Origin of the sequence: Merdimonas faecis (assembly GCF_001754075.1) — a bacterium.
Classification (GTDB): domain Bacteria; phylum Bacillota; class Clostridia; order Lachnospirales; family Lachnospiraceae; genus Merdimonas; species Merdimonas faecis.
This window is the reverse complement of the sequence record NZ_MIEH01000003.1, coordinates 62,051-87,821: the sequence shown is the minus strand read 5'-3', so window position 1 is coordinate 87,821 and position 25,771 is coordinate 62,051. Positions and strand designations below refer to the sequence as shown.

Annotated in this window: 19 protein-coding genes and 3 pseudogenes; 5 read left to right on the top strand and 17 right to left on the bottom strand. The window is 55.4% G+C overall.

The window, feature by feature from the left end:
- Positions 1-9: 9 nt before the first annotated feature.
- Together BKD12_RS01585 and BKD12_RS17160 are read right to left on the bottom strand one after the other, a co-directional pair.
- Positions 10-5,295 (bottom strand): helicase-like domain-containing protein, encoded by a 5,286-nt coding sequence (locus BKD12_RS01585; RefSeq protein WP_330385513.1) that lies wholly within the window; start codon positions 5,293-5,295, stop codon positions 10-12.
- A 908-nt stretch (positions 5,296-6,203) separates the two neighbouring features.
- The gene (locus BKD12_RS17160) at positions 6,204-6,560 is read right to left on the bottom strand and encodes a TnpV protein (RefSeq protein WP_072853158.1); all 357 of its coding nucleotides are present in this window, start codon (positions 6,558-6,560) and stop codon (positions 6,204-6,206) included.
- On the opposite strand from BKD12_RS17160, the gene BKD12_RS17155 reads away from it, so the two are divergent.
- Positions 6,559-7,362: a hypothetical protein gene (locus tag BKD12_RS17155; RefSeq protein WP_072853160.1), complete on the top strand. Its 804-nt coding sequence runs from the start codon at positions 6,559-6,561 to the stop codon at positions 7,360-7,362. The two genes, BKD12_RS17160 and BKD12_RS17155, sit on opposite strands and share 2 nt — an antisense overlap.
- A gap of 49 nt (positions 7,363-7,411) precedes the next feature.
- Here BKD12_RS17155 and BKD12_RS01580 read toward each other — a convergent pair whose 3' ends face one another.
- The 15 genes and pseudogenes from BKD12_RS01580 to BKD12_RS01520 form a co-directional block, all read right to left on the bottom strand.
- A complete protein-coding gene (locus BKD12_RS01580; RefSeq protein ID WP_002588921.1) occupies positions 7,412-7,627 on the bottom strand; it encodes a transposon-transfer assisting family protein in 216 nt (71 codons plus the stop codon).
- A 1-nt stretch (position 7,628) separates the two neighbouring features.
- Positions 7,629-8,150: pseudogene (locus tag BKD12_RS17645) on the bottom strand (YodL domain-containing protein); the annotation flags it as partial.
- Between the two features lie 38 nt (positions 8,151-8,188).
- Positions 8,189-10,850: pseudogene (locus BKD12_RS01575) on the bottom strand (LPD16 domain-containing protein); the annotation flags it as partial.
- Between the two features lie 2 nt (positions 10,851-10,852).
- Entirely contained in the window at positions 10,853-11,134 is a 282-nt protein-coding gene (locus BKD12_RS01570; protein WP_002588923.1) for a hypothetical protein, read from the bottom strand.
- Positions 11,131-13,230 carry a type IA DNA topoisomerase gene (locus BKD12_RS01565; protein ID WP_002588924.1) on the bottom strand — a complete coding sequence of 700 codons (2,100 nt, stop codon included), beginning with the start codon at positions 13,228-13,230 and terminating at the stop codon, positions 11,131-11,133. The genes BKD12_RS01570 and BKD12_RS01565 overlap by 4 nt, the downstream gene beginning before the upstream one ends.
- Positions 13,211-13,429, bottom strand: coding sequence for a hypothetical protein (locus BKD12_RS01560; protein ID WP_038270835.1), 219 nt, complete (start codon positions 13,427-13,429; stop codon positions 13,211-13,213). The genes BKD12_RS01565 and BKD12_RS01560 overlap by 20 nt, the downstream gene beginning before the upstream one ends.
- Positions 13,426-14,199, bottom strand: coding sequence for a DUF4366 domain-containing protein (locus BKD12_RS01555; protein WP_002588925.1), 774 nt, complete (start codon positions 14,197-14,199; stop codon positions 13,426-13,428). Before BKD12_RS01555 ends, BKD12_RS01560 begins: the two co-directional genes overlap by 4 nt.
- Positions 14,189-14,446 carry a DUF4315 family protein gene (locus BKD12_RS01550; RefSeq protein ID WP_002588926.1) on the bottom strand — a complete coding sequence of 86 codons (258 nt, stop codon included), beginning with the start codon at positions 14,444-14,446 and terminating at the stop codon, positions 14,189-14,191. Before BKD12_RS01550 ends, BKD12_RS01555 begins: the two co-directional genes overlap by 11 nt.
- A gap of 30 nt (positions 14,447-14,476) precedes the next feature.
- Positions 14,477-16,213, bottom strand: a complete 1,737-nt coding sequence (locus BKD12_RS01545) for a CD1108 family mobile element protein (RefSeq protein WP_070087587.1) — start codon at positions 16,211-16,213, stop codon at positions 14,477-14,479.
- The gene (locus BKD12_RS01540; protein ID WP_033126285.1) at positions 16,206-16,580 is read right to left on the bottom strand and encodes a DUF3851 family protein; all 375 of its coding nucleotides are present in this window, start codon (positions 16,578-16,580) and stop codon (positions 16,206-16,208) included. Before BKD12_RS01540 ends, BKD12_RS01545 begins: the two co-directional genes overlap by 8 nt.
- Positions 16,577-18,958, bottom strand: coding sequence for a VirB4-like conjugal transfer ATPase, CD1110 family (locus BKD12_RS01535; RefSeq protein WP_070087591.1), 2,382 nt, complete (start codon positions 18,956-18,958; stop codon positions 16,577-16,579). The genes BKD12_RS01540 and BKD12_RS01535 overlap by 4 nt, the downstream gene beginning before the upstream one ends.
- A gap of 10 nt (positions 18,959-18,968) precedes the next feature.
- Positions 18,969-19,391 carry a PrgI family protein gene (locus BKD12_RS01530; protein WP_002578789.1) on the bottom strand — a complete coding sequence of 141 codons (423 nt, stop codon included), beginning with the start codon at positions 19,389-19,391 and terminating at the stop codon, positions 18,969-18,971.
- Positions 19,392-19,411: 20 nt separating this feature from the next.
- Positions 19,412-20,281: a VirB6/TrbL-like conjugal transfer protein, CD1112 family gene (locus tag BKD12_RS01525; protein ID WP_002578790.1), complete on the bottom strand. Its 870-nt coding sequence runs from the start codon at positions 20,279-20,281 to the stop codon at positions 19,412-19,414.
- Positions 20,282-20,364: 83 nt separating this feature from the next.
- Positions 20,365-20,463 (bottom strand): annotated as a pseudogene (locus BKD12_RS17150) (Maff2 family mobile element protein); the annotation flags it as partial.
- An 87-nt stretch (positions 20,464-20,550) separates the two neighbouring features.
- Entirely contained in the window at positions 20,551-22,044 is a 1,494-nt protein-coding gene (locus BKD12_RS01520) for a recombinase family protein (RefSeq protein WP_441761930.1), read from the bottom strand.
- Between the two features lie 119 nt (positions 22,045-22,163).
- On the opposite strand from BKD12_RS01520, the gene BKD12_RS01515 reads away from it, so the two are divergent.
- The 4 genes from BKD12_RS01515 to BKD12_RS01500 all read left to right on the top strand — a co-directional run bounded on the left by BKD12_RS01515 (position 22,164) and on the right by BKD12_RS01500 (position 25,746).
- Positions 22,164-22,382: a hypothetical protein gene (locus BKD12_RS01515; protein WP_058118389.1), complete on the top strand. Its 219-nt coding sequence runs from the start codon at positions 22,164-22,166 to the stop codon at positions 22,380-22,382.
- A 128-nt stretch (positions 22,383-22,510) separates the two neighbouring features.
- On the top strand, positions 22,511-23,455 hold the full coding sequence (locus BKD12_RS01510) for a DUF6017 domain-containing protein (RefSeq protein ID WP_058118388.1): 945 nt from the start codon (positions 22,511-22,513) through the stop codon (positions 23,453-23,455).
- Between the two features lie 36 nt (positions 23,456-23,491).
- On the top strand, positions 23,492-23,965 hold the full coding sequence (locus BKD12_RS01505; RefSeq protein WP_002604484.1) for a PcfB family protein: 474 nt from the start codon (positions 23,492-23,494) through the stop codon (positions 23,963-23,965).
- Positions 23,962-25,746, top strand: a complete 1,785-nt coding sequence (locus BKD12_RS01500) for a VirD4-like conjugal transfer protein, CD1115 family (protein WP_070087586.1) — start codon at positions 23,962-23,964, stop codon at positions 25,744-25,746. The genes BKD12_RS01505 and BKD12_RS01500 overlap by 4 nt, the downstream gene beginning before the upstream one ends.
- The last annotated feature ends 25 nt before the right edge of the window (positions 25,747-25,771 follow it).

Below are 25,771 nucleotides of genomic sequence, written 5' to 3'. Positions count from 1 at the left end.
TACAGCCCCTTACGGGCGCACGGTCATGCTGTTCGATACGGGGGTGCCAGTGGCGAAAATCACACCACGGTTTCCGGTCAGTTCATCCATATAGCGACACTTTGCAAACATATCGCTGGACTTTTGGGCATCGCTTGTGGAGAGACCTGCCACATTCCGCATCTTGGTGTATAAAAACAGGTTTTTATAGTTATGCGCCTCATCGACGAACAGGCGGTCCACACCCAACTGCTCGAATGTTACCACATCGTCCTTGCGGCTCTCGGCCTGCAATTTCTCCAGCCGGGCTTCCAGGGACTTCTTGGTGCGTTCCAACTGCTTGACCGTGAAACGCTCACCGCCGCTGTACTTCACCTCGGCAATGCCCTCGGTGATCTCGTCGATCTGCTCCTGAAGGAGCCGTTCCTGACGCTCTCGGCTGATGGGGATTTTCTCAAACTGGCTGTGTCCCATGATGATGGCGTCATAATCGCCGGTGGCAATGCGGGCGCAGAACTTCTTGCGGTTGTGGGTCTCAAAGTCCTTTTTGGTGGTGACAAGAATGTTGGCGGAAGGATAGAGCCGCAGAAACTCCGACGCCCATTGTTCGGTCAGATGGTTCGGCACCACAAAGAGGGATTTCTGACACAAGCCCAGGCGCTTACTCTCCATGGCGGCAGCCACCATTTCAAAGGTTTTGCCAGCGCCTACCTCGTGTGCCAGCAGCGTATTGCCGCCGTACAGCACATGAGCGATAGCGTTTTTCTGGTGTTCCCGCAAGGTGATGGCCGGGTTCATACCACCGAAAGTAATGTGTCCGCCGTCGTATTCACGGGGACGGGTGGAGTTCATTTCCTCATTGTACTGGCGGACCAGAGCTTGGCGGCGGTCCGGGTCTTTCCAAATCCAGTCTTTGAAAGCGTCCCGGATCGCTTGCTGCTTTTGGGCGGCCAGGGTGGTCTCTTTGGCATTCAACACCCGGCGCTCTTTGCCGTCTGCATCCTCTATGGTGTCGTAGATACGGACATCCCGCAGGTTCAGGCTGTCCTCCAGAATCTTGTAGGCATTGGCACGGCTGGTTCCGTAGGTGGTATAGGCTGCCACATTGTTCTGGCTTACAGAGCTTTTGCCGGTGATCTGCCACTCAGCGGTGAAAGAAGAATAGTTGACCTCGATATTGCGCTGGAGATAAAACGGCGTGTCGAAGGTCTCATACATAAACTGCTGGATGTACTCTTTGTCGATCCAGGTAGCGCCCAGGCGCACCTCAATCTCCGACGCATCCAGGTCTTTGGGCTGGGCAGCGGTAAGGGCCTCCACATTGACTGCAAAGGAAGGGTCCTGCTGTGCGGCCCGCTGTGCCTGACGCAGCTTGCGCCGCACATTGCCGGACAGGTATTCGTCGGCTGTTACATAATGGGGAGTGCCGTCTTTCTCCAACTGCCCAGGTACACGGAAGATCACGCCTTTTAGCTCGGCGGCCAGTTCGTCGCCGGTCTTGCCGGTCAACTCCGCCATATACGCCATATCGACAAAGGCTTTTTCGGAAATTGATACGGCCAGAGCTTCACTTGCGGTATCCACAGTGTCCACCGCCTTGTGGGGCTTGATGGTGCGCTTGGTGAACATATCCGCCTTGCGCTCCAGCTTGCCGTCCTCGTCAATGACTTCCAGCGCGCAGAGCAGATAGTAGCTGGAATCATCAGCAAAGGCCAGCCGGTTCGCCCGGTCATTGATAAGACCATATTTTGCAGAGAAGCTGTCATAGAGCCGGTTCAGTTCGGCCTGTTTGTCCTGGATGGCGCTGTCCGGTGTGGCGGCGTCCATTTGCAGATCAATGAGCTGCTGGACACATTCTCGCAGACCCACCAGTCCTTTCACACGGGCTTCGGCGGTGGCATTCAGGTCAGGCCGTACCATACAGCTGTTTTCACGGTAATACACATCGCCGTCCACAACGGTGTAGGAGTAATTTTTCACATTGGGGTCAGCAGGGATAGAAGTGTCGATGGCTTCGCCCTCGCCCAGCTCCGGCAGCTCGGCCTCCTGGTAGGTGCCGCGAATGTACTTCACGGCATCATGCAGCTGATCGGCAAGCTCCAGCCCCTCGATGGGGTTCACGGTGTAGTCCATGCCGTGGGCGGTGCTTTCCGGTTCCTGTCGGCCCAGCACCATTTCCGGGTGGTCCAGGAAATAGCGGTTGATGGCAAAGCCGTCCTCGGTCTGCCCGGTCTGCGTCCACTCCGGCACGATGTCCAACGGACGGTCACGCTTTTGCAGGAAGATGATGTCCGAAACGACCTCGGCACCTGCGTTCTTTTTGAAAGCGTCATTGGGCAGACGGATGGCCCCCAGCAGTTCGGCGCGCTGAGCAAGATACCGGCGCACGGTGGAATCCTTGGCGTCCATCGTGTAGCGGCTGGTGACAAAGGCCACCACGCCACCGGGACGAACCTGATCCAGAGCCTTGGCGAAAAAGTAGTTGTGAATGCTGAAATTCAGCTTGTCATAGGCTTTATCCCGAACCTGATACTGGCCAAACGGTACATTACCCACCGCCAGATCGTAGAAATCCCGCCTGTCGGTGGTCTCAAACCCTGCCACGGTGATGTCGGCCTTGGGGTAGAGCTGCTGGGCAATACGCCCGCTGATGGAATCCAGCTCCACGCCGTAAAGACGGCTGTTTCGCATTTCCTCCGGCAGCATACCGAAGAAATTGCCTACACCACAGGACGGCTCCAGGATGTTGCCGGTCTCAAATCCCATGCGGCCCACAGCCTCGTAAATCGCTTTGATGACCGTAGGGCTGGTGTAGTGCGCGTTGAGGGTGGAACCTCTGGCAGCAGCGTATTCCTCCGGGGTCAGCAGTTCCTTCAGCTGGGCATATTCCTTGCTCCAGCTTTCCTTGTCGGGGTCAAAGGCATCGGCAAGGCCGCCCCAGCCCACATACCGAGAAAGGATTTTCTGCTGTTCCGGCGTTGCCTGCTCGGTGGTTTCCTCCAGGTATTTCAGCAGCTTGATTGCCTCGACATTGGCCTGGAACTTAGCCTTGGGGCCGCCTTCGCCCAGGTGATCGTCAGTGATACGGAAATTCTCGGCGGTGCGACGCAGATTGGCCTTGTATTCCTCATAAGAGGCTTCCTCGGCAGCTTTGACATTGGGGAAGGTCTGCCACTCGCCGTTTACCTGAATGGAAACGGGGTGTTCGTCCAGTACCTCATCCAGAGTCTTTTCCGGCTCGACAGCAGGCGTGGGCGGCTCCGGCTCATTGGTTCGCAGGGTCTGAACAACCACATCATAGGGCAGATTGTTCTTATCGCCCGGATAGACAGCCACAGTCTCGGCTTGGAAGGCCGGGGTTTCGGCAGCCGGTTCGGGGCGTTCCTGCTCAAAACCGTCCAACTGACGGGCATACATCCCGCGCAGCAAAGGCGCAACCTCGCTCCACTGGAAGAACAGCATGGCCAGACGCTTTTCATCTGCATCCAGCACTTCCAGCTCGATACCTTCCGGCATCGTGCGGTAATCGGCGGTCTCGCCGGTCTCCAGCTCCATCGTTTCCACGATGTTGGGATAGGCCCGGCTCAGCCACAAGGCTACCTCCTGGTTACTCTTGCCGTTGCGAAGAAGCTCGGAAAGCTCCGCCTTGTCCGCCTCACCAATCAGGCCATGGGCCAGCACATCCCGAAGGTCCTGGTCCACCGTATCCAGATTTGCAGGCAGGAATTCGGTATAGAAGTCGTTGCGGTTATCCTCCCGCAAAAGCTGCTCAAACCGTTCCCGGCTCTCAGCCCGGTAGATGGGATATCTCATGCAGGTGGGCAGCAGCTGCACCGTGTCATCCCGCAGCTCTGTGATCTGATGGGGCCGGTCATCCAGATAGACAATATCACCCACATTGTAAGGAGGAACCGCTGGATCGTAGGAGGTTCGCTCCCGGAGTGTGCCACGAGCCGCAGCGTATTCCTCATCTGAAACCAGAACACGCAAATTATGGGGAGAAGGCTGTTCCGGCTCATCTGCCGGGACGCTCTCTCTGGATATGGCCTCCACATCCGCCATAACACGCTGGATGAATGGGTCATTATCCAGTTTTTCCTCATCCACCAGTTCACCATTCACAATGCCGCGCTCGGCCAAAGCCTCCCGAATGGCGATGGGGTCGATGTTGTCGAACCGGTCCTGTTCCGCTTCGGTGTAGAACCGGTCCTCCTTGATAAGCTGAGCGATCCGGCGCTGTACCTTGGGCCAGGGCAGCACCGTTCCTTCGGGGCTTTCCGGGCGAACCGAAAACGGGGTTTTGCCATCGCCGCCGTCAAACTCATGGGCCAGCCATGCAGCGGTATCTTTTTCCCGCCCATGTTTCTCCATGTAACGGACAACGGCGTGTTTACTTTCGATTTTGCCGTTCCAGTCCTGGATAGCCTTGTCGATGTCATTGTCCGTGAGAGGGTGCAGCAGCTCATGGAGCTTGGGATAGGTCTCGTCGATGATTTCTCGATGAAGGCGCTGGCGGAACTCCGGTGTGTCGGAATAGAGGCGGAGCAGCTCCATGTTGCCAGATCCCAGGACAGCACGGCGAATAGCGGCATTGCCCTCGATCACGGCGTTCTCATGGTCACTGTGACCGCAGGCATTGCGATATGGCACATCTTCCATAACAGCGGCAAGTACAATGGGCTTGTATTGCTCATGCAGTTCTCGAATCGTAGGGGCTGCGGCTGCTTCGGTCTCCTGAAATACTCTGGTCCCGTCTGCGCCAAACTCCGCTTCCTGGGCATTGATGTGCTGTTCCGCCTCATGGTCGATAGAGGGCATGGAATACTCCTGCCGCTCCCTGCCGCCCTTCGGGACAGCGGAAATGGTCACATCATGCTTATCCCGCAGCTGTTCCACAACCTGCTCCAGCCGGTTTGCCGGAAAGCCGCACATTTCCACACGGCCACCGCCGGGGATAGCGCGGGTCGTGAGATTGAGGTCCAGTTCCGCAGCAGCAGTTTTGGCGTCCTCACCGTACAGCTCAAAAAAATCCCCCATTTGGTAGAGGATTATATCATCCGGGTGGCGCTCCTTGACGCCGTTGTATTCCCACACAGCCGGGTCCGGCTGCTGGGCTTGCAGGGCATCTTCTTCCGCCAGGGCCTTTTCTGCCTGGATTTTGTCATACTCCGCCTGTTCCTGTTCTGTGAGATAGCGTCCCTTCTGGATCAGGTCGGTAATCCGTTTGGCGACTTTCTCCCAGGTGAAATGCACATCCGGGCAGCCGTCTTTTTTGTAGTGCAGACCTTTTCCGTCGTGGCTTTCATCGCTTTTCATTGCACCGGACAGGGCATGGGAGTGACCGCCAATACCATACTTATGTTTGAGAAAATCCACCTTTTCCTTATCCGTATGGGGTTCCTGGAAAAAGGTGAAAACTCGGCCCTTACCGCCCTCAAATCCGCTGCCTCTGGTCATGGCGGCGTCGATCTCGTCCTCAGAGATAAACTGCTTGACCGAAGGTACTTCCGTCAACTGAGAGGTAAAGGTGGTGCGAGGCAAGGACAGATCTTGCAGGTTCTCCCAAATTTCTTTGGGTTTATGGTAGTGGAAGCGCAGCAAATCCCGATCCTGCTGGTAGGCCGTCCAGAAGGCAGCATATTCTTCCGCAAGGTTCTGGCGAAACTCCGGGCTTTTCAGCTGTTCGGTGAGCCATGCAGATTCCTCCGGGAAACCGCGCCCCGGATTGTTGGAAAGGATGGGCAGATACCCAGCTTCTCTGGCTTCCTCGCTGAAATCGTGGTACAGATTCCAGAACTTTTCCGCGAGGAGGGAGCGTTCATAGCCCGCAGCCTCAGCCAGCTCCACATTGGTGGCAAACTGGCCGTCCTGCAAAAGCTGGCCGATACGCTCAGCGGCACTCTCCCAGGAAATGACCTGGGCGGACTTATCGTAACGGGCAGTTTTGCCGTGGGAAAGATGGATTCCATCCTCGGCATACCATGCAGTGATGCTGCCAATCCCGTTGCCGCCATGGTACAGGGTTTTCAGGGTGTCTGCGATCTCGGTGGTGGACTTCTGCTCCTCAAAGGCCGCGACAATGCGCTCTCTCTGGCGATAGGTGTTGCCGCCCAGCCGCAGCACATGGTCGATGTCAGCCTGGGCAAAAGAAAAAGCAGAGGATGTTTTCACATTCTCTGCTTCATCTATGATTCTGATTTGTTCTGCTTCGGAGAGGAAGAAACTCAGCTGTGAATAAGCTCCGCCATCAGAATCTCCTCGGCCTGTGCTTTGCAGGTGTTCATCAGGCCCACCCAGCGCATCGGGTCGCTGGCTTTCAGCTGCTCCGTCGCGCCCGCGTCTTTCGCCAGCTGGGGCATCATCTGCTCCAGACGGCTCTGCGCTGTCTCGTCGATCTCGATGAGGTGCGGGTACAGCTTCTCGGTCAGCAGCAGCTGATTGTAAATCAGGGGCCGGTGTTCCTTCAGGTACGCTTTCCGCATCCTGCCGTACTTGCCCAGGGGCTTCTCCGGCTGTTCGGTCAGCTTCAGGTCGGGAATCTGATAATCTCCGTTCATCGTGTAAGTCAGGCTGTTCTCCATGTGTAACGCTCCTTTCCGCGAGTTGCTCGCGCTCATAGATCTGGATGGTGACGCCGATCTGCCGCAAAACCTGCTGGTTAATCTGGCTGACCGCCGCGCCCAACGCCCCAACCGTGGCCGGGGTATTGAAATCGAAAATCGGCATGAAGTCCTCATGCTGGAAATATTGTTCCGTATCCAGCCCACAGCGAGACATCAGGGCATAGGCGATACTGACGGTGGCGGCGGACTTAAATTGGACTTCGATGTTGTAATCATCGTACTCCGCCAGGAACGAACCGTCAACGATATAGCGGAAATCTCTCTGATGATCGTCCCAATACTCACTCGCCAGCTTTCCGGCTACATCCGTGAGCTGCTGGGCGAGATTGTCACCGGCAACGCCGTAGTTTTGCTCCAGCATGGCCGACACAGGCCCAATGTGCTGTTCTTCCAGCTGCCACAACCAGGGTGTACGGGAATGTTCACGGGTGCCGGTATCGGAAATATCGAACACATAGCGCAGGCGAAGCTTGTCGCCGGAATCGTCCACCAGGGCAATACCCTTGGAGCCACGGCGCACATACCGTCCCATTTTTTCATTCCACAGGTCATACTCGGCGCAGGCGGTGGCATCCGGGCGCTGGGCGTAAATCATCATTTGCTCGTGGAATGGGTATTTATAAAGGCGGGCGGCGGTGGTGAGAAAAGCCGTCCACTCCTTCCAGCTGCCTACAAGCTGGGTCGATACCTGTTCGGCCATCTGCCGGTAAAATTCAGCTTTGGATGGCATGGTTTTCTGTCCTCCCTTCATGTTGAATAGAAATGGGACGGCATATCAGGCCGTCCCATCAGGTCTTTATGTGTGTTTTTTACTCGTCGAAATCTGGGTACAGCTCCAGTTCGGCAAACTCGGTGTCGTTCATAGCTTGGAGTTTACCCAGGGCGCTGTCCGTCAGTTCCCGCAGCTCGGCTTCCTCCGGCGAAAGCTCACCGCGCATCTCCGTCAGAGCGTCGATCAGCCCGGTGCGGCTGCCGGTGTTGTAGATGCAAAGAAGGTTCGTTTCCTCAAAGGTGAAGTTGTTCATATCAAAGCTCCCTTTCCGCGCTCTTTTTTTGCGCTGTCTTTTTGTGTTCCGTCTTGGGCTGGCTTTTCAGCTGCTCCATTACGGACTTTTTCTTTTCCCGTTCCTCTCGATGGACGGCTGCTGCCAAGTCCATAAGAGAAATGGGCTGACCACTGCGGGCCTGTTGTTCCAGCTGGGCCACTGTCGGCTCCTTTGGGCCGTTATTGATGATACCGTCGATCATGCCGTAATCATCTTCCACCGTCATTTCCGCATTTCTCAGCGAATTTTCCGGCAAGAAACCTTGCACCTGGGTGAAACCAACACTGTCGCAGTAATGACAGGATACCTGACCATTCTGCTTGATGGCAACGATGTCACTGACGCTCATAGACGGGCTGTGAAAATCCACCGGCTTTTGCAGATTGAACTGCTCATACAGCCTTTCCAGCTGCTCCATAGTGCTGCCGGAACCGTCCAGAGGGGCGGTATAGATAAGGTCATAGTTACTCCGCTCTACGGACAGATTGTGCGATTGCAGCCAATCCAGATTCATAAAACGCACATTCTGCGGGTCATCCTTGCTCACCTGATAAATAGCAAAACAATTTCCCTCATGGGAAAGAAACGCCTGTTCCCGTTCCAACTGCCGATCCTGTCGTTCCAAAACTTTTTCGTGAAAGTCCGGGCTTTGCTCCCATTCCTCGCGGGACACAGCAAAGATACCGTCATGGGCGTCCAGGTCGGCAGTGTCAAAGGCCATTTCCGGGTTTTCACCCTCCTGGACGATATAAACGGTCAGGTCTCGCTCCATCAGCTCATAGGCTCGCTCTTTGGAGAGGGGCAGAAGGTCACCGTCCAGGTAGCCGCATTTCTCCAGATCATCCTGAGTCAGTGCCGGGTCCGGCATGGGATACTCGTCCAACGCCTGCTCCTGGGCATCCGGCAGCTGGGTGGCGGCAGCTTCTGTGGTCTGCTGGCTGACCTGTTCCTGCATCTGGTGGTAAGCCGCCTCCTGCAAAGTCTCGATCATGGACAGCGGCGCATACTTGATGGACTTGCCGCCCATCCCCAGGTCCTCGCAGATATGGCTAACCGCTGTGGAACGGCCCATATCCGGCCCGTCCAACTGGCCGCCGTCCATCTGCTTCATGGTTGCCACATCGTAGAGCGTGTAGTCCCAGCCGGTGTCGCAGGGCTGAACATGAAGGTAGCTGGTATCATCCAGCACCAACAGGGCCTCCCGGTACTCGGCGCTGGGCTGGACACTTTCGGTATTTTCCGGCTCGGTCAGCTGTTCCGGTTCAGTCATCGGCACCAGCTGATCCAAGCGTCCCATAAGCTCGGCAGCTTTTTGGGTGGTTTCATCCGGTTCATCCTCGTTCACGATATTCTGGAGCCATTCGCGTACACCGCTGGCATCTCCGCTTCGGAGTGTGGCAGTCAGTTCGTGCAGTGCGTCCTCACGGCTATCTGCATTGTTCCGATACTCATAAGGGTCATAATCGAAAGTGAACTGGTCGATGTCTGCTGCCAGCTGCTCGATAGAGTCCTGCTGCGGTTCCGTGGCGGCAGTCAGGTCAATGCCGCGCTCCTTGCAGATTTCCTTGTAGTTGCGCTCGATGTCGTTAATCAGCTCGCAGGAAGTCTTGTTGATGGTCTCCAGACTGGCCCGCAGCTCCTTCAGCTCCTTGTCCTTCGACCAGGAAGCGATGTAGCCAAAACTGTTCTCGCCGGTCTGGATGCCGAAATACTGGCAAACCGCATAAGAAATGCTCTCGGCCTCCACTTCCTCGGTGTTGCGGTTCTTGGCGGCCTGTTTCACCGCCGTCAGATCTTCCTCCACTTCCAACCGCCACTCAAACCGATTCTCGTCCACATAGCGCCAGCCTTCCTCGGCGGCGGCCTGTTCCGCCTCTGCTTCGGTGGCGAAGTCCAGACGGAAGTCATGCTTGGTGCCGCCCTCGCTCACCATCACGATCTTCCAGGTCGGCTCCGCTTCGTACTTTTTGGGGTCGTGGAGCTTACTGTGCGCGGTCTCATGGACAGCGGCGGAAACAGTCTGCACCTCGCTCATGCCTTCCCGGATGGCGATCCGCTGCTGGTCAGAGGAGAAATAGCCGTCCATGTTCTCGGCCATCGGCTCAAACTCGATGGGAACCGGAGCCGAGCGGCGCAGAGCTTCCATGAAAGCCTCATAGTGCGGCACCGTCCCGGACAGGCTGGAGGCCAGCTCTGGCAGGGGCTTTCCGTCCGTCTGGCTCACATCGAACACCTTCACCGGACGGAACATGGGGATTTCAATTTCTTTTTCCTCCATGACCGCCTTGCCATCCGCGTCCAGGATGGGTGCATGAGTATCCGGGTCGCGCTTCATTTCCTCGATCTTCTTTTTGTAGGGCGTGGGGGCAATGATGGTGATACCATGCTCACCCTTTTTCACATGGCGCTCAAACTGATTTTTCCACTTGTTGAACCCGGCCACCAGGGTGGCGTCCGGGCGCTGCATATAGATGAGCATGGTGTTGTTGACGGAGTAGCGGTGGAACTTGGACATGACGGACAGATAGCGCATATACTTCTCGCTCTCAAACAGTTCCTTGATACCCTGTTCAATGCCCGCTGTGATCTCTTGTAACCGTTCTCGATTGGTGGTCTTATCAGCCATGAATTTCACTCTCCTTTCCAATTTGGCTATTTCTGATTGATGTTCGGCAATCCACAGCTTTTGCTCCTCCGGGCTGTTCTCCAGAAAAAAATCCAGCAGATAGCCCACATAGTCCTTTTTCTGGATTGCCTCCATGAATCGGGGATGTGGATTTTCCTCCGGTGTTTTGGGTGTGTAGTCCGTTTCCCACTTGCGGAGCAAATGAAAGTAGTCGGCCAGGACACGAAAGGCATGGTCTCGGTCCTCCTTGAATTTCTGCGCCTCGGATTTCTGGCGGACATGGCGTCGCCGGGGAGGGGCCTGACTGTCATAAGCCAGGCCAAAATCCTGGGCCAGCTTCTCGGCGGCCTCTTTGGGGGACAGATTGTAGAGCCTCGCTGTGAAGTCAATCACATCGCCGGTGGCTCCGCAGCCAAAGCAATAAAAATATTCCTCGTTCAGCTTCATGCTGGGATTTTTGTCATCGTGGAAGGGACAACAGGCCATGCCGCTCCGGTTGACCTCGATTCCGTACATCTGCGCTGCTTCTCGGACGGTGATGGACTGCTTGACAGCCTCAAAGACACTTTCAGCCATGCTTACTCATTGCCTTTCTTGGGGGTGGGCGGCCTGTATCCGGCAGCCTTGGCCAGTTCACTGGCTGCCTTACGGCGCTCGGCGCTGTAAGGTTCCCGGACGGACACACAGCGTTTGGGAACGAGAAAGGTCTGGCGGTCCTTTTTCACAATCTGGTCCGGGTATTTCTCTGCCAGTCGCCGCAGCTTCTCCAGCAGCCGGGGGTCATGGGTATAGACCTCGGCGGTGGCTTCGGCCTGGTTGTAGAGGATGATGGTTTCCTGTTCATAGCGTGAGAGCTTCATCGTTTGCCACCTTTCTGCTGGTCAAACTCCAGCTTGAAGTTGGCGTACTGCCCATCATCCGCCAACACCACAGTGGCATCGTAGGTCTTGCCGGTTTTCTCGGAGTACAAGCCCCTCACATGAGCGCGGCCATCTTTGAGCAGTGCCGTTACGATGGCTTTGGTAGGTTGCTTGTGCTTCATCTCCCACCACTTGTTGTTTTTCCAAATTGCAAATTTGCAAGATTCTGTCTGACAGAAGAAGCCTTTTTGCATTTCTGCAACCTCTCCGCCACAGCGGGGGCATTTGCCCACCACTTCGTGGGAAGGGCTGAACAAATACTCCGTTCCCTTGATAGCTTGATAGGTTCCCACAAGTTCTTTGAGCATGGCACTAATCCCAGCCATGAAATCCTCCGGGGCCAGCTCGCCACGCTCGATCTCACCCAGCCGGTACTCCCACTCAGCAGTCAGAAGGGGCGATTGCAGCTGCTCCGGCAACACGGTGATAAGGGATACCGCGTCATGGGATGGCATGAGCTGCACGGTTTTCTTGCTCTTTTTGCGCTCCAAAAAGCCGGTGGAAACCAGCTTTTCCAGAATCCCGGCGCGGGTGGCCGGGGTCCCCAGGCCCTTGCGCTCGGCATCCTCCGGCATATCGTCCTTCCCGGCAGTCTCCATTGCGGAGAGTAGCGTATCTTCGGTGAAGTGCTTGGGCGGGGTGGTCTTGCCCTCCTTGACGGTAGCACCAGAAAGGGGCAGCGTCTGACCTTCAGACAGCTCAGGCAGAGCCTTGTCCTCGGGTTCTTTGTCCTGCTCCACATTCTTCAGCCCTGCGCGATAGGCAGCGTCCAGCGCCCGCCAGCCGTAATTTTTCACTGTGCGGCCTTTGGCAGTAAACTCCGCTCCGGCGCACTCGACAACAACGGCGGTTTCCGCAAAGGTATAGGGCTGGGCCACGGCGCACAGCAGGCGCAGAGCCACCAACTCCAGCACCGCCTTTTCGCCCACCGGCAGGCCGGACAGGTCCGCGCCCTGGAGGTTGCGGGTAGGGATCACTGCATGATGGTCGGTCACTTTCTTGTCGTTGACAATCTGGGCGGCATTGCAGGCAATCTCCATGCCATTGGAAAAGGGCATCGCCCCGGCAGTGAGCTGGACCAGCTCCGGTAGACTCGCCGCCATATCCGAAGTCAGATAGCGGCTGTCCGTCCGAGGGTAGGTACAGAGCTTCTTTTCATACAAATTTTGCAGGTAGTCCAGGGTTTGCTGGGCGGTGAACCCCAGCAGCCGGTTGGCGTCCCGTTGGAGGGTGGTCAGGTCATAGAGGGCGGGCGGCTTCTCGGATTTGTTTTTGCGCCCCACTTTTTTCACTGTGGCAGCCGCACCTTGGCAGGCCGTTTTCAGCTGTTGGGCGGCAGCCTTGTCTGCCATGCGCTCCCCGGAAACGGTGAAACCGGGCAGCTCCAGTGTGACCGTGTAGAATGGCACCGGCTTGAAGGTGTCGATCTCGGCTTCTCGCTGGACAATGAGGGCCAGCGTCGGGGACATGACACGTCCGATGTTGAGGGTCCGGTGGTACAGCACGGAAAACAGCCGGGTGGCATTGATACCCACCAGCCAGTCCGCTTTGGCGCGGCAGAGGGCCGCATCCCGCAGGCCGTCATAGTCTGCACCGGGGCGCAGGTTTGCAAAGCCCTCCCGGATGGCGGAATCCTCCATTGAGGAAATCCAGAGCCGCTTCATGGGCTTCTGGCAGCCCGCCAGCTCATAGACGCTGCGGAAGATCAGCTCCCCCTCGCGTCCGGCGTCGCAGGCGTTTACCACTTCGGTCACATCCGGGGCGTTCATCAGCTGCTTCAGCACATCAAACTGTTTCTTCTTGTCCTTGCTCACCACCATCTGCCAGGGTTCCGGCAGAATGGGCAGATCGTCATAGCGCCACTTGGCGTAGTCCGGGTTATAAGCGTCGGCGTCGGCCAGACCAGCCAGATGGCCCACACACCAGCTGACCCGCCAGCCGCCGCCCTCCAGATAGCCGTCCTTGCGGGCGGTGGCCCCAATCACGGCGGCCAGACTTTGGGCAACGGACGGTTTCTCAGCGATCACCAGCTTCATGGTTTTTCATCCTCCTTTCCCGCAGCCATGCGGTCAGCTGCCGGTGGCAGAATCCCACGCAGGGCTGACCGTCACGGTAATTTCCGCAGCCATAACAGGGGTGGCCGGGAGATAAAGTAGGAGGACGGGAAGTTTCCTTCCCGCCCTCCGGCCTGCGTGTCATCATGCGTTCATAGGGGCTGTCGGTGAAGCGGGTCAAACCGTCTTGTCCTCGCTTTCCTCGTCGCCGCCCCCGTCAGCGTCCGGCTCGTCAGATTCCTCGGTCTCCCAGGAGTCCTCGTCCTCCTGATCGGTATCATCCTCGCCGTAGTCATAATCGTCCAAATTGTCGTTGCCCTTGGTCTTGGGTCTGCTTTTTACCAGCTTAAAGTAGGCAAAAGCGCCGCCGCCACCCATCAGAGCCAGCACCGCCAAAAGAATGGCCGGATTCAGTCCTGCGGGTTTCTGCGCCGGTTCTTCCGGTTCCGGGGTTTCTTCCGGGGTCTCCGGTTCCGGCTCCTTACCCGTGCAGGCGCTCATATTGGTGGCACACACCGGGCAGGCCGTATTCACCGCACCGGCCACACATTTCTCCGTACAGGTACAGGTGGCGGGCTGCTCCTGGGTGGTCTGACCGTCCTCCATCAGCGCCATCAGGTCCGCCTCGTCCACCTGGTTTAAGAAGTGGACAGCGGTTTCCTTGTCCTCGTTGGCCCGGTCAATGAGGATGTAGAAGTAGTTGCCTGCCTTGGTGGTGACGGTGATGAGCTGCTTGTTGTCGCCGAAATCATCCACCAGGGCGGCGTTGCCATCCGGGGTCAGGGCCGGACTGTCCTCGGTTTCCTCCACGACCACATTGCTGTCGTTGGTGGCATCCTCCGCCGGAAGTTCTTCCGTTCCCTGGGCAAAGGCAGTCACGGAAAGGCCCATCATCAGCACCAGGGCGGCGCAGAGGGCCGAAAGGGTTTTGAAAATTTTCTTATTCTTCATGGTCGGTATCCTCCTGTTCGTTGTAGTTGGCGGAGGCAGCGGCCATGCCAGGGACCGTACCACCGGAGAGCATGGCGTTCAGCTGCTCCGGGGTCAGCCGCAGGGCGCGCACCATCTGAACGATTTCCAGGTTCTCCGCCTCGGTTTTCTGCGCCTCCAGGGTTTTCAGCTTGTCCTGGTACTCCGCGATCTTCTCGCGGACCTTGGCAATCTCCTGGTCAATGCGCTGGATTTTGTTCTTAGCCATTTCAATCACTCCTTTTCTCATAAATCGGCCTTACCAGTTCATCAGGCCGTAGCCCTTGATGCACTCGTAGGACAGGGAATAACTCTTGATCTTGCAGGCGTCGCCAGAATTGCCCTCCACGGTGTAGACCCGGCTGCCGTCTGTGCCGACCACAAGGCCCACATGGTCGGCGCTGCCATCCAGGTCCCAGTCAAAGAAGATGGCGTCGCCGGGGGCGATATTGGCGTAATCACGCCCGCCCCATTGTCCGTGAGACTGGAACCACGGAATACCCTGGGACTGGCAGGCGGCAAAGCGCGGCTCGGACAGCCCCATCTGGCCGTAGCACCAGGACACGAAGCAGGCGCACCATTCCACACGGGAATTGAAGCCGTACCAGCTCCAGTAGGGCTGACCGCCCACATTGCCCACCTGACTTTTGGCTATGTCCACCACGGCCTGATTGCCGGGGCGGGTGCCGCCCACAAATACCACGCCGGTCAGGTCCTCGGAGTTGCTCGTATCCGGGGAGCCGCCGCCGAAGATCAGCGGCTTGTTGCCCAGCGTCTGCCGGTACACCTGGTACATTTCCAGCTGTTCCGGGGTTAGCAGCTCCGAAGCCACGGAAGATATGGGCTTGCTGGTGAGCTTCACATTCAGAATGTAATACTCATACGGGACTTCCTCGGTGGTCGTCTCGCCGGTCACGGGGTCCGTGGAAGTTTCGGTGCGGTATCGTATCTCCACTTCCTCGGTAAGCGTCAGTTCATACTGTGCGTCGAACACGCGCTCCAGCTCGGCCTGGGCGCTCTGCCGGGTATAGCCTTGCAGCACGGCGGACAGGTAGGCTGCCAGCTCATGGGGGTCATGCCCGATCATATCCAGGTCATAGCGGTACTCGTCATACCCCGGATGGCTGCTTTCGATGTTGTCGATCTCGGCTTGCAGCGCCGTTTCTTTGGCAGCGTAGTCGGCCTCCACCGCCACCAGCTCAGGATCATCCGACGGGTAGGTGGTGCCGGACACCACGGAACCGATACTCTGCGCCATCATGGAGCAGGAGGACATGGTGTTGAGCAGCATACAGACCAGCAGGAAGATCGCACCCGCAATCAAAAAGCCCTTTTTGTGGCGCATGACAAACGCGCCCGCTTGCTGGGCTTTCTCCTTGACCGCCTTGGCCGCCATGCCGGTGGCCTCCGCAGTCTTGGCGGTGTTCCCGACAGCTTGACCGGCGCGCTTGGCGGCAGCGTATTCCTTTTTGATGGCCTGTTTCTGCTGCCAGCGGGAGATGGGGTTGCTGGCAAGCTGGGGATTTTCCCGCAGGGACTTCTGATACAAGGCGTTCACATTGGCCTTCTCCAGCTTCTGCTCGGCCTGGGCCGCCTTGCGGTAGGGCTTCAACTTGTGGCTGCGGTAGCCTTCCCGTGCAAGCCTAACGCCGGTCTCGGCAGCCTCCTCGGACTTGTGGGCGCTCTCCACGCCCACATTGTCCTGTTCGGTCTCCCGGATTTCCTTGTGGAGCTTCCCCAGAGCGGCATTGGCGGGGGTATCCCGCACCGCATGGGACAATTTGGAGGGCGGCTTCTTCTTGTCCTCCAGCACCAGCTTGGTGGTCACTTTGCCGGTCTCCGGGTCCACCGTCTTTTGCCGGACCTGCTTTTTGGGGATTTTGGCCTGCGCCTTGTCTGCTTTGGCGGCGGCCTTGTCCGCCTTACGGATGGGCTTCTCCAGAGCCGGGTCAGCCCGTTCCTCGTCCGTAAAGCGCAGGCGCGGTTCCTTATTCAAACCATTCCCCCAACATGAGGGAGGCCGTCATGTAGCGCAGCTCCACATAGACGGCCAGCCCCACAGGGTCACGGGAGGGGTGCTGAAGCAGATGGGCGTAGATCTGCGCCACCACATTGGCCAGCAGCTCGGACTGCCCGCCCTCGAAGATGACGATGGCCGGGACGCCGTTCATGGCGCACCAGATTTCCGTCAGGCGCAGCAGGCCCGCTTCGCCGTCCTCGTTCAGCTCCGCAGCCTGATCCGCCGCCGTGCGGGTCTCGCTGACGGCATCGGCCAGCTCGGTGAGCAGCTGGGTGCGCTCACCCTCCAGGGCATCGTCAAAAAACATCATGGTATTCAGTTCGGTGTTGGGTTTCATGGTCATTCATCCTCCTTTTTCAGTTCCTGGGGTTTGGTGGTCATAATGCGGTACAGCTCGGTGTTCTTGGGGAAATGGTCCACGAAAGGCAGGATCGTGGAGCCATAGAACAGCAGGCCCTCGCCCTCGCTGGAGTGGGTCACATAGGAAAGCTGGTGAGGGGAAATGCCCAGCTGCTTGGCGAGAATCTGCCGGTCCCCGCCCGCCTGGTTGAGCATATACACGAAGTCGGAGTTCTCAAAGATGTTCTCCACCTCGCGGGAAGAAAGCAAGTCTTTGACATTCTGCGTGATGCCGGTGGGGATGCCGCCCCATTTTCTGAACCGCTTCCAAATCTCCACCGTGTAGGCGGCGGTCTGTTCCTCTTTCAGCAGCAGGTGCATCTCGTCGATGTAGTAACGGGTGGATTTGTGGGCAGCACGGTTGATGGTAACGCGGTTCCACACTTGGTCCTGGACCACCAGCATACCGATCTTTTTCAGCTGCTTGCCCAGCTCCTTGATGTCGTAGCAGACGATACGGTTGTTGATGTCCACATTGCTCTGATGGTTAAACACATTGAGGGAGCCGGTCACATAGATTTCCAGCGCCGTGGCGATGTACTGCGCCTCTTTCTCGTCCTGCGCCCGCAGCAGGTTGTAGAGGTCCTCCAGGATGGGCATATTCTCCGGGCGGGGGTCATTGAGATAGTCCTGATACACCAGCCGCACACAGCGGTCAATGATGGTTTTCTGAACCGGCTGCAAGCCCTCTTTGCCGCCTACGATCAGCTCGCACAGAGACAGGATGAAGTCGGACTTGAGAGACAGCGGACTTTCATCGTCCGAGTAGTCCAGGTTCAAATCCATAGGGTTAATGTAATTGCTGCTGGTGGGCGAAATCTTGATGACCTGCCCATGCAGGCGCTCCACCAAGGGCGCGTACTCGGCCTCCGGGTCGCAGATAATGATGTCATCATTGGTGAGCAGGAAACAGTTGGCGATCTCGCGCTTGGCGCTGAAGGACTTGCCGGAACCAGGGGTGCCGAGAATCAGTCCATTGGGGTTTTTCAGCAGCTTGCGGTCCACCATGATGAGGTTGTTGGACAGGGCGTTGATACCGTAGTACAGCGCCTCTTTGCCGTTCTGGAAAAGCTCCTGGGTGGTGAACGGAACAAAGATAGCCGTGGAACTGGTGGTCAGCCCCCGCTGAATCTCGATCTGATTGAGGCCCAAGGGCAGCGCAGACATCAGCCCTTCTTCCTGCTGGAAGTCAAGCCTTGTCAGCTGGCAGTTGTACTTCTGTGCGATGGAACTGGCCTGGAACACATTGTTGCCCAGCTGCCGGGGATTGTCCGCCGTGTTCAGCACCAGGAAGGTCACAAGGAACATTCGCTCGTTTCGGCTCTGCAAATCCTGCAAGAGCTTCTTGGCCTCGGCACCGTAGGTGGCAAGGTCGGAGGGAATGATGTCCATGTCATATCCGGCGCGGACGGCTTTTTTCTGTTCCTCAATTTTGGATTTATCCAGGTCGGTGATTTTCCGCTTGACCGTCTTGATGGCCTTGATCTGATCTACGGACTGGATATGCAGGCTGACGATCAGAGAGCTTTCCATATCCAGAAAATCCGCCAGCATCCGGTCATTCAGCTCCGGGGCGAGGATCTGCAAAAAAGAAACAGCCCCGTATTTTTTACCCATACGGAACTGTTTGCCGGTGCGGAACTCGAAGCCGGACGGCGCGATGAAATCCTTGGTGGACAGACCGGACGGAGCCAGCCAGTCCCATTCAAAGCGGAACGGCACCTGTTCATCCATGTGGAAAATGCCGTGAAGCTGTGCCAGCCGCGCCTTGCCGTCCAGGGTCTCGGCGGCCACGCCCAGGCGTTTGAAGTTGTTGAGAATGTCGGTCTCAATGCGCTCCAGACGGGGCTTGGCGGCCTTGAGGCTGTCGGCGTCGATGCCGAAAGTCAGGTACTTAGTCTTGATAAGGCCATTGTTGCCTTTTGCCAGCTGGTTTTGCAGCATGGTGGTGTACTCCACCCGGATGCTGTCAAAATCATCCCCCTGGAGAGGAATGTTGATGGCGCGGGCAAAGGTCTCCTCAGAGGCTGCCAGGTTCAAAAAGGACAGCTGGAACTGAATGGAGCTGTCGAAGTAGTTGAGGAAATCGCACCAGCCCTCGAAGATCGCTGTCTTGTCCTCGTTCTGCGAGAGCTGATAGTTGATGTCCTGGAATTGGATGGTCTTTGTGTAGCGGCTGCCTGCCACACGGCAGATGCCGTCCGGCCACATCCGTTCATAGGGGATACTGTCCTGAGCCGATTTTTTCTTTTTGTCTGTGCGATTGGCACGGGCAATGGCAGCCTCGATCTGCTTTCTGTCGGCGCGGGACAGCTTTTTCATCTTTTTCTGATTAACCGGCTGCGCGGTCTTTTCGTCTTTTCCGAACAGCCGGTGCAGCCAGCTTTTGATTACCGTGAACAATGTCATACACCTCCTTGTCGAGTTTTTCCTGCCGTTCCAAAACGGCATAGAAGTTGTTGGTCTGATACGGGCGCTCCTTGGGCCGGATGACGGCCACCTTGATGATATTGCCCACGATCTTTTCCAGGGGCTGACCGTGTTTTTCATACATCGCCAGCATGAAGAAGGGCAGCATGACCAGCATCATACACATGGCAGCCACGCTGTTTCCCACAGGCCCCCGGAGCAGGAAGAAAAGCGGTACGCCGATCAGCGCACCGCCGCCGAAGCAGACAAGCTGCCTCTTGGTTAAGTTGAACGCGACCTTGGTTTTGACTTTCGTAAGATCCTTGGGTACAGGTACATAAGCCAAAGGGATTACCTCCTTCCTGGTTAATGTGCATTGAAAACGGATTTTGCGAGGCTGCCGGTCTTAAAGAGCGTAAAGCACAACAGGACCGTATAGCCCACGCAGCTCCAGATGGCCATAATGATGTCGGATTCGGTGGCAATACTCTGCACCAGCACGGCGTAGATCGCCACACAGACGATGATGAGAAATGCCTGGAAGCCCAGGGCGATCAACGAGCGCAGATAGTTCTGGCCCATACCGCCCCATTCCTTGCCCATCATGGTGGCCATAGGGATGGGAGCCACCGAGGTCACAAGGTAAATCTCAATCATACGGCCATAAATCACGATAAAGATACAAATGTAAAGCGCCCACATGGTAATGCCGATAAAGAGCGACTGGAACCACAGGCCGAACAGCGGCCCCAGGTCCATATCCATCAGCCGGGACTCCATATCGGTCATGACAGAGGAGATGTCGATGGAAGCGTCGGAACCGATGATGCCCGCCGCCTGCGCCACCACACTTTGAGCTGCGTCAAACACGCCCATCACGATGTTCCAGGTGTTTGAGACGATGAGGATGGCAGCGGCAGATTTGAACACCCATTTGAAGATCATCCAGGTGTCCACATCATGCAGGTTGTTCTTGTCGGTAATCATCTGAATCAGCTCCAGCGTCATCACGATAGCCAGGATCACGCCAGCAATCGGCACCATGATGGAGTTGGAGAGATTTTGGATCATGCTGAAAATACTCCCGTTCCAGCCCTGAGGGGTCTGGCCCACCTGTGTCGCAATGTCTGCGACCTGCTGGTTCACGCTATCGAACATCCCCGATAAGTTGCTCATAATGCCGCCTACCAACATTTCCTTGAGCCAGTCAGTAAGGGCATCGAGTAAGAAATCCATACGGTGTCAACCTCCTTTCAGCCGCCCCCGCTTGGGGGCAGGGGCGGCAAGGATTTCTTATGACAGCTTAACGACGGGAGCGATCAGACGGTGAACAGGCTGGAGAGCAGGGGTACGAGGACCATGCCGACCACGGCGACGCCAGCGCCAGCCATGAGCTGCTTCATGCCCTGGGACTTTGCTTATGTGTGATAAAGAAGCAATAGAAGTGCAAAAAATTTTGCCGTTCCTATCCGACACTTGGCCATTGTGTCGGATAGGTCGGGCGGTTATTCGGGCAAGTCAATCTTGCCGACAAAGCTGTAATAAATCTCAATGTCCTGCCTGCGGGTGCCGTTCTCATCATAGCTGCACTCATGCACCACAATTTTCTCGATCATTTCCCGCAAGAGAGTGGGGGTCAGTTCTTCAAAGGCAAGGTGCTTGCGGACAATGCCCATAAATTTCTCGGCGTTGACGGTAGCTGCCTGTGACTTGTCCAGTTCGGCTTGCAGGGCGGCGGCTCTCTTTTTCAGCTCCGCTTGCTCGGCTTCGTAGTCAGCCGACAGTTCCATGAAACGCTCATCGCTGATTTTGCCGTTTACATTGTCCTCATACAGCCGCTTGATAATGCGGCTGATTTCAGAAATGCGTTCCTGCGCCTGTTCAAGCTGCTTGATGGCTGCGGCGGTCTTTCGCTTGCCGCCGATCTCGTTCTGCTGGACAAGTAGTTTCACAAACCGGCTCTCATGCTTGGCTGCGTATTCGGTCACTTGCCGGAGATTTGCCAGGACACCAGCGGTCAACAGATCGGTGCGGATAAAGTGCGCCGTACAGTTGCGGGTGCGCTTCTTGTAGCTGCCGCAGATGTAGCAGTCCTGTTTGCGGTCTTTGTTCTGATACCGCTGCTGATACAGCACATGGCCGCAGTCGGCGCAGAACAAAATCCCGGAGAACAGCCCCACTTCATCGTAGCGGTTCGGGCGTTTGCGCTGTTTGCGTAACTCCTGCACCCGTTCCCATGTTTCCTTGTCGATGATCGGCTCATGGTGGTTCTCGAAAATGGCCTGCTTCTCGACGGGGTTCTCTATGCTGTGCTTGACCTTATAAGAAGGCTTTTCCGTTTTGAAGTTCACCAGACATCCGGTGTACTCTCGGTTTTCGAGGATATGAACGACGGTGTTGGTCGCCCATTTGCACTCATAGCCTGGGTGATAACGGCGGGTGCTGCCTGTCCGCTGATATTCCAGCGTCCCCGGCGTGGGGATTTGCTGCTCCGTCAGCATACGGGCAATCTTGGTCGGGCCGTTCCCGGCAAGGCAAAGCTGGTAAATCTGCTGCACCACCGGGGCGGCTTCCTCGTCTATAATAAAATTCTCGTCCTCGTCCATCACATAGCCGTAAACCGGCTTGCTGGTAACAGGCTTGCCGCTCATGCCTTTTGACTTTTTCACTGCCTTGATTTTCTTGCTCGTATCTCTCACCAGCCATTCATTGAACAGATTTCGCAGCGGGGTAAAATCGTTGTCCATGCCCTCGCTGGCACTGTCCACATTATCGTTGACAGCGATAAAACGCACACCCTTTTGAGGGAACAGCATTTCCGTGTAAAACCCTACCTGCAAGTAGTTTCGCCCTAACCGGCTCATGTCCTTGACGATGACCGTACCCACTTTCCCGGCTTCAATGTCCGCAAGCATGGCTTGAAATCCGGGCCGCTGGAATAATGAGGTGTGATAGCGATAGCGGCAAAAAGCTAATAAAATCAATGGTTTTGCGGACAGCGGATAGACAGGGAATGTGTTAAAAACTGAATACGCACACAAGCGGCGTTACCTTAACCCCTTTTGGGGAGAAAGTAACGCCGTTTTTTTATGCCCGCAGGAAAGGAGGTACAGCCGGAATGTATTTCATAAAAGGCAAGCAGCGGGCATTTGAACTGCTCATGCAGCAGAAGCCGGGATTTGACCGCTATCAATCCGGTTGTGCCGGAGATGATGAAGATTGCGGCACTTGCCGTTTCTACCGCCCCGGGTGGAAATATGAGTTTTGCGTTTTCAAAGAGTGTCCCTATTGCCCCGGCAAAAGGACGCGGAAAACGCCCGCCAGCATGGACAAATAGACGGGCAAAAGCCCTTGTGTCATGCGGCTTTGCAGACGCGAAAACGGCAAAGGGCATATTGCAATACCAAAACAGCCGAAAACGGCTTTCTAATTGTCCACGCAGACCAAGAGAGGAAGTGAGGAAAAATGGCAGTTTTCAGAGTGGAGCGAAATACGGGATATACCGTTATGAGCAACCACCACTTGCGAAACAAGGAATTGTCCTTAAAAGCAAAAGGCTTGCTTTCGCAAATGCTGTCCTTGCCGGAGGATTGGGATTATACCCTTGCGGGCTTATCCCATATCAACCGGGAGAAGATCGACGCAATCCGCGAAGCGGTAAAGGAACTCGAAAAAGCCGGATATATCGTGCGCAGCCGGGAACGCGACGAAAAGGGACGCTTGCGGGGCGCGGATTACGTCATATACGAGCAGCCGCAGCCGCGAGAGCCGGAAGCAGCTACCAGCGTCGGACAGCCGCCTATATTGGATTTACCTGCGTTGGAAAATCCAACATTGGAAAATCCAACGTTGGAAAAACCTACGCAGGAAAAACCTACGTTGGAAAATCCAACGCAATTAAATAAAGATATATCAAGTAAAGAAAAATCAATTACTGATTTATCAAGTACCCATTCCTTTCCATTCCATTCCCTAAATCCCTTGCCCTTTGAGCAGGGCGAAGCGGCTTCGCCGCCGGAAAGGAAAAGAACGGAAGCGAAAAGCAATAGCGCAGTAGAGATTTACAGGGAGATTATCAAGGACAATATCGAGTATGACATTCTCATTCAAGACCCCAAAATGGACAAAGACCGCCTAAATGAGATTGTTGACCTCATGCTGGAAACCGTCTGCACAGCGCGAAAGACAATCCGTATTGCCGGGGACGACTACCCCGCCGAACTGGTGAAATCCAAATTTTTGAAGCTGAACAGCAGCCATATTGAGTTTGTTTTGGATTGCATGAGGGAGAACACAACCAAAGTGCGCAACATCAAGCAGTATCTAAAAGCGGTGCTGTTCAACGCGCCGAGTACCATTGACAGCTACTATACCGCCCTTGTCAATCACGACTTATACGGCGGCGAATGAGCATAGCCGCATTTTACCGGGAAAGGAGTTGATACCTTGCAGGAGGAAGTAACCCAAAAAACGATTGCCCTATACGTCAAAGTGGGAAAAGGCGCGGCGCGGCTTACCGAACAGGCGTTGCAGAAAGCAATCCAAAAGTTTTTGGAGCAGAAAAGCAAGCCCGCGCATGGGAAACAGACCATGCGGCAGCTTATGAAGCAGAACGCGGGTGTTTCCAACATCGAGATCACCGACAGCAATATTAAAGCCTTTGAGAGTACGGCGAAGAAATACAACATAGATTTTTCGCTGAAAAAGGTTAAGGGCGAGCAGACCCGCTACCTTGTGTTTTTCAAAGGCCGGGACGCAGACGTTATGACCGCAGCGTTTCAAGAGTTTTCCGCAAAGAAGCTGAACAGGGAGAAAAAGCCCTCTATCCGCAAAGCCCTTGCCGCTGCAAAGGACAAGGCAAAGCAGCTTAACGCCGCCCGCGACAAGGTAAAGAAAATGGACAGGGGGCGCGAGATATGAAGCAGATTAACTACAAAAAGCTAATACTTCCGAATATCCCCTATGTGTTCTTTGTCTATCTCTTTGATAAAGTCGGACAGGCGGTGCGGCTTGCCCCCGGCGCGGATATTTCCGCAAAGATACTGAATATCACGCAGGGATTTTCCGCAGCCTTTGAAAGTGCCTTGCCGAGCATTTACCCGCTGGATTTGCTTGTCGGCATTGTCGGCGCGGTGATTATCCGCTTGATTGTCTATGTCAAAGGGAAAAACGCGAAGAAATACCGCAAGGGCGCGGAGTACGGCTCTGCCCGATGGGGAAACGCCGAAGATATTAAGCCCTACATAGACCCGGAGTTTCAAAACAACATCATTTTGACACAGACGGAACGCCTTACCATGAACAGCCGCCCGAAGCAGCCGAAGTACGCAAGAAATAAGAACGTCGTCGTGATCGGCGGCAGCGGCAGCGGAAAAACAAGGTTTTTCGTCAAGCCGAATTTAATGCAGCTTCATTCCTCTTACGTCTTGACAGACCCGAAAGGTACGGTTTTGATTGAGTGCGGGAAGCTGCTGCAACGGGCGGGCTACCGCATTAAGGTACTGAATACGATTAACTTCAAAAAATCTATGCACTACAACCCCTTTGTGTATATCCGCAGCGAGAAAGATATTTTGAAGCTGGTAAACACGTTGATAGCGAATACCAAAGGCGAGGGAGAAAAAAGTGCGGAGGATTTTTGGGTAAAAGCGGAAAGGTTATTGTATTGCGCATTGGTTGGCTACATCTGGTATGAAGCCCCCGCCGAGGAAATGAACTTTATTACCCTGTTGGAACTTATCAACGCCAGCGAAGCCCGCGAGGACGACGAGGAATATCAAAGCCCCGTCGATCTGCTGTTTGCCGACTTGGAAGAACGCGACCCCGACCATTTCGCGGTGAAGCAGTACCGAAAATATAAATTGGCGGCGGGCAAAACAGCAAAATCAATCCTCATTTCTTGCGGTGCGAGGCTTGCGCCTTTTGATATTAAGGAATTGCGCGATCTCATGTCCTACGACGAATTAGAACTTGACACGTTAGGCGACAGAAAGAGCGCACTTTTCCTCATAATGAGCGATACGGACAGCACGTTTAATTTTGTTATCGCTATGCTGCAATCGCAGCTTTTCAATTTGCTTTGCGACAAAGCGGACGACGAATATAACGGCAAATTGCCTGTTCACGTCCGCTTTTTGCTTGACGAGTTTGCGAACATCGGACAGATACCCCGATTTGATAAACTGATTGCCACAATCCGCAGCCGGGAAATGTCCGCTTCTATCATTCTGCAATCGCAGAGCCAGCTAAAAGCCATTTACAAGGACGCGGCAGAAATCATACTTGATAATGCCGACAGCACCTTGTTTTTGGGAGGACGTGGGAAAAATGCAAAGGATATTTCGGATAACTTGGGACGGGAAACAATTGACAGTTTCAACACTTCCGAAAATCGCGGCACGCAGGTTTCTCATGGACTTACTTATCAAAAATTAGGAAAGGAGTTGATGACACAGGACGAAATAGCAGTTATGGACGGTGGGAAATGTATTTTGCAGCTACGCGGTGTACGTCCCTTTTTAAGCGACAAATACGATATAACGAAACACCCGAACTACAAATACCTTTCCGACTTCGACAAGAAAAACGCTTTTGATGTGGAACGGTATATGTCTACCCGCCCGGCAATAGTAAAGCCCGATGAAGCCTTTGACATATACGAAATAGATTTGTCCGACGAGGACGCAGCCGCCGAGGAATAACGGCGGCATTTTCATTTTCAACAAC

Coding starts and splice junctions, on each gene's coding strand:
- BKD12_RS01510 (WP_058118388.1), top strand. CDS start 22,511: ATGGCAGTTTTCAGAGTGGAGCGAAATACGGGATATACCGTTATGAGC.
- BKD12_RS01535 (WP_070087591.1), bottom strand. CDS start 18,958: ATGAAAAAGCTGTCCCGCGCCGACAGAAAGCAGATCGAGGCTGCCATT.
- BKD12_RS01550 (WP_002588926.1), bottom strand. CDS start 14,446: ATGGCTAAGAACAAAATCCAGCGCATTGACCAGGAGATTGCCAAGGTC.
- BKD12_RS01500 (WP_070087586.1), top strand. CDS start 23,962: ATGAAGCAGATTAACTACAAAAAGCTAATACTTCCGAATATCCCCTAT.
- BKD12_RS17155 (WP_072853160.1), top strand. CDS start 6,559: ATGTGTAACGCTCCTTTCCGCGAGTTGCTCGCGCTCATAGATCTGGAT.
- BKD12_RS01585 (WP_330385513.1), bottom strand. CDS start 5,295: ATGAAAAGCGATGAAAGCCACGACGGAAAAGGTCTGCACTACAAAAAA.
- BKD12_RS17160 (WP_072853158.1), bottom strand. CDS start 6,560: ATGGAGAACAGCCTGACTTACACGATGAACGGAGATTATCAGATTCCC.
- BKD12_RS01570 (WP_002588923.1), bottom strand. CDS start 11,134: ATGAAGCTCTCACGCTATGAACAGGAAACCATCATCCTCTACAACCAG.
- BKD12_RS01515 (WP_058118389.1), top strand. CDS start 22,164: ATGTATTTCATAAAAGGCAAGCAGCGGGCATTTGAACTGCTCATGCAG.
- BKD12_RS01555 (WP_002588925.1), bottom strand. CDS start 14,199: ATGAAGAATAAGAAAATTTTCAAAACCCTTTCGGCCCTCTGCGCCGCC.
- BKD12_RS01525 (WP_002578790.1), bottom strand. CDS start 20,281: ATGGATTTCTTACTCGATGCCCTTACTGACTGGCTCAAGGAAATGTTG.
- BKD12_RS01565 (WP_002588924.1), bottom strand. CDS start 13,230: ATGAAGCTGGTGATCGCTGAGAAACCGTCCGTTGCCCAAAGTCTGGCC.
- BKD12_RS01580 (WP_002588921.1), bottom strand. CDS start 7,627: ATGAACAACTTCACCTTTGAGGAAACGAACCTTCTTTGCATCTACAAC.
- BKD12_RS01540 (WP_033126285.1), bottom strand. CDS start 16,580: ATGACCATGAAACCCAACACCGAACTGAATACCATGATGTTTTTTGAC.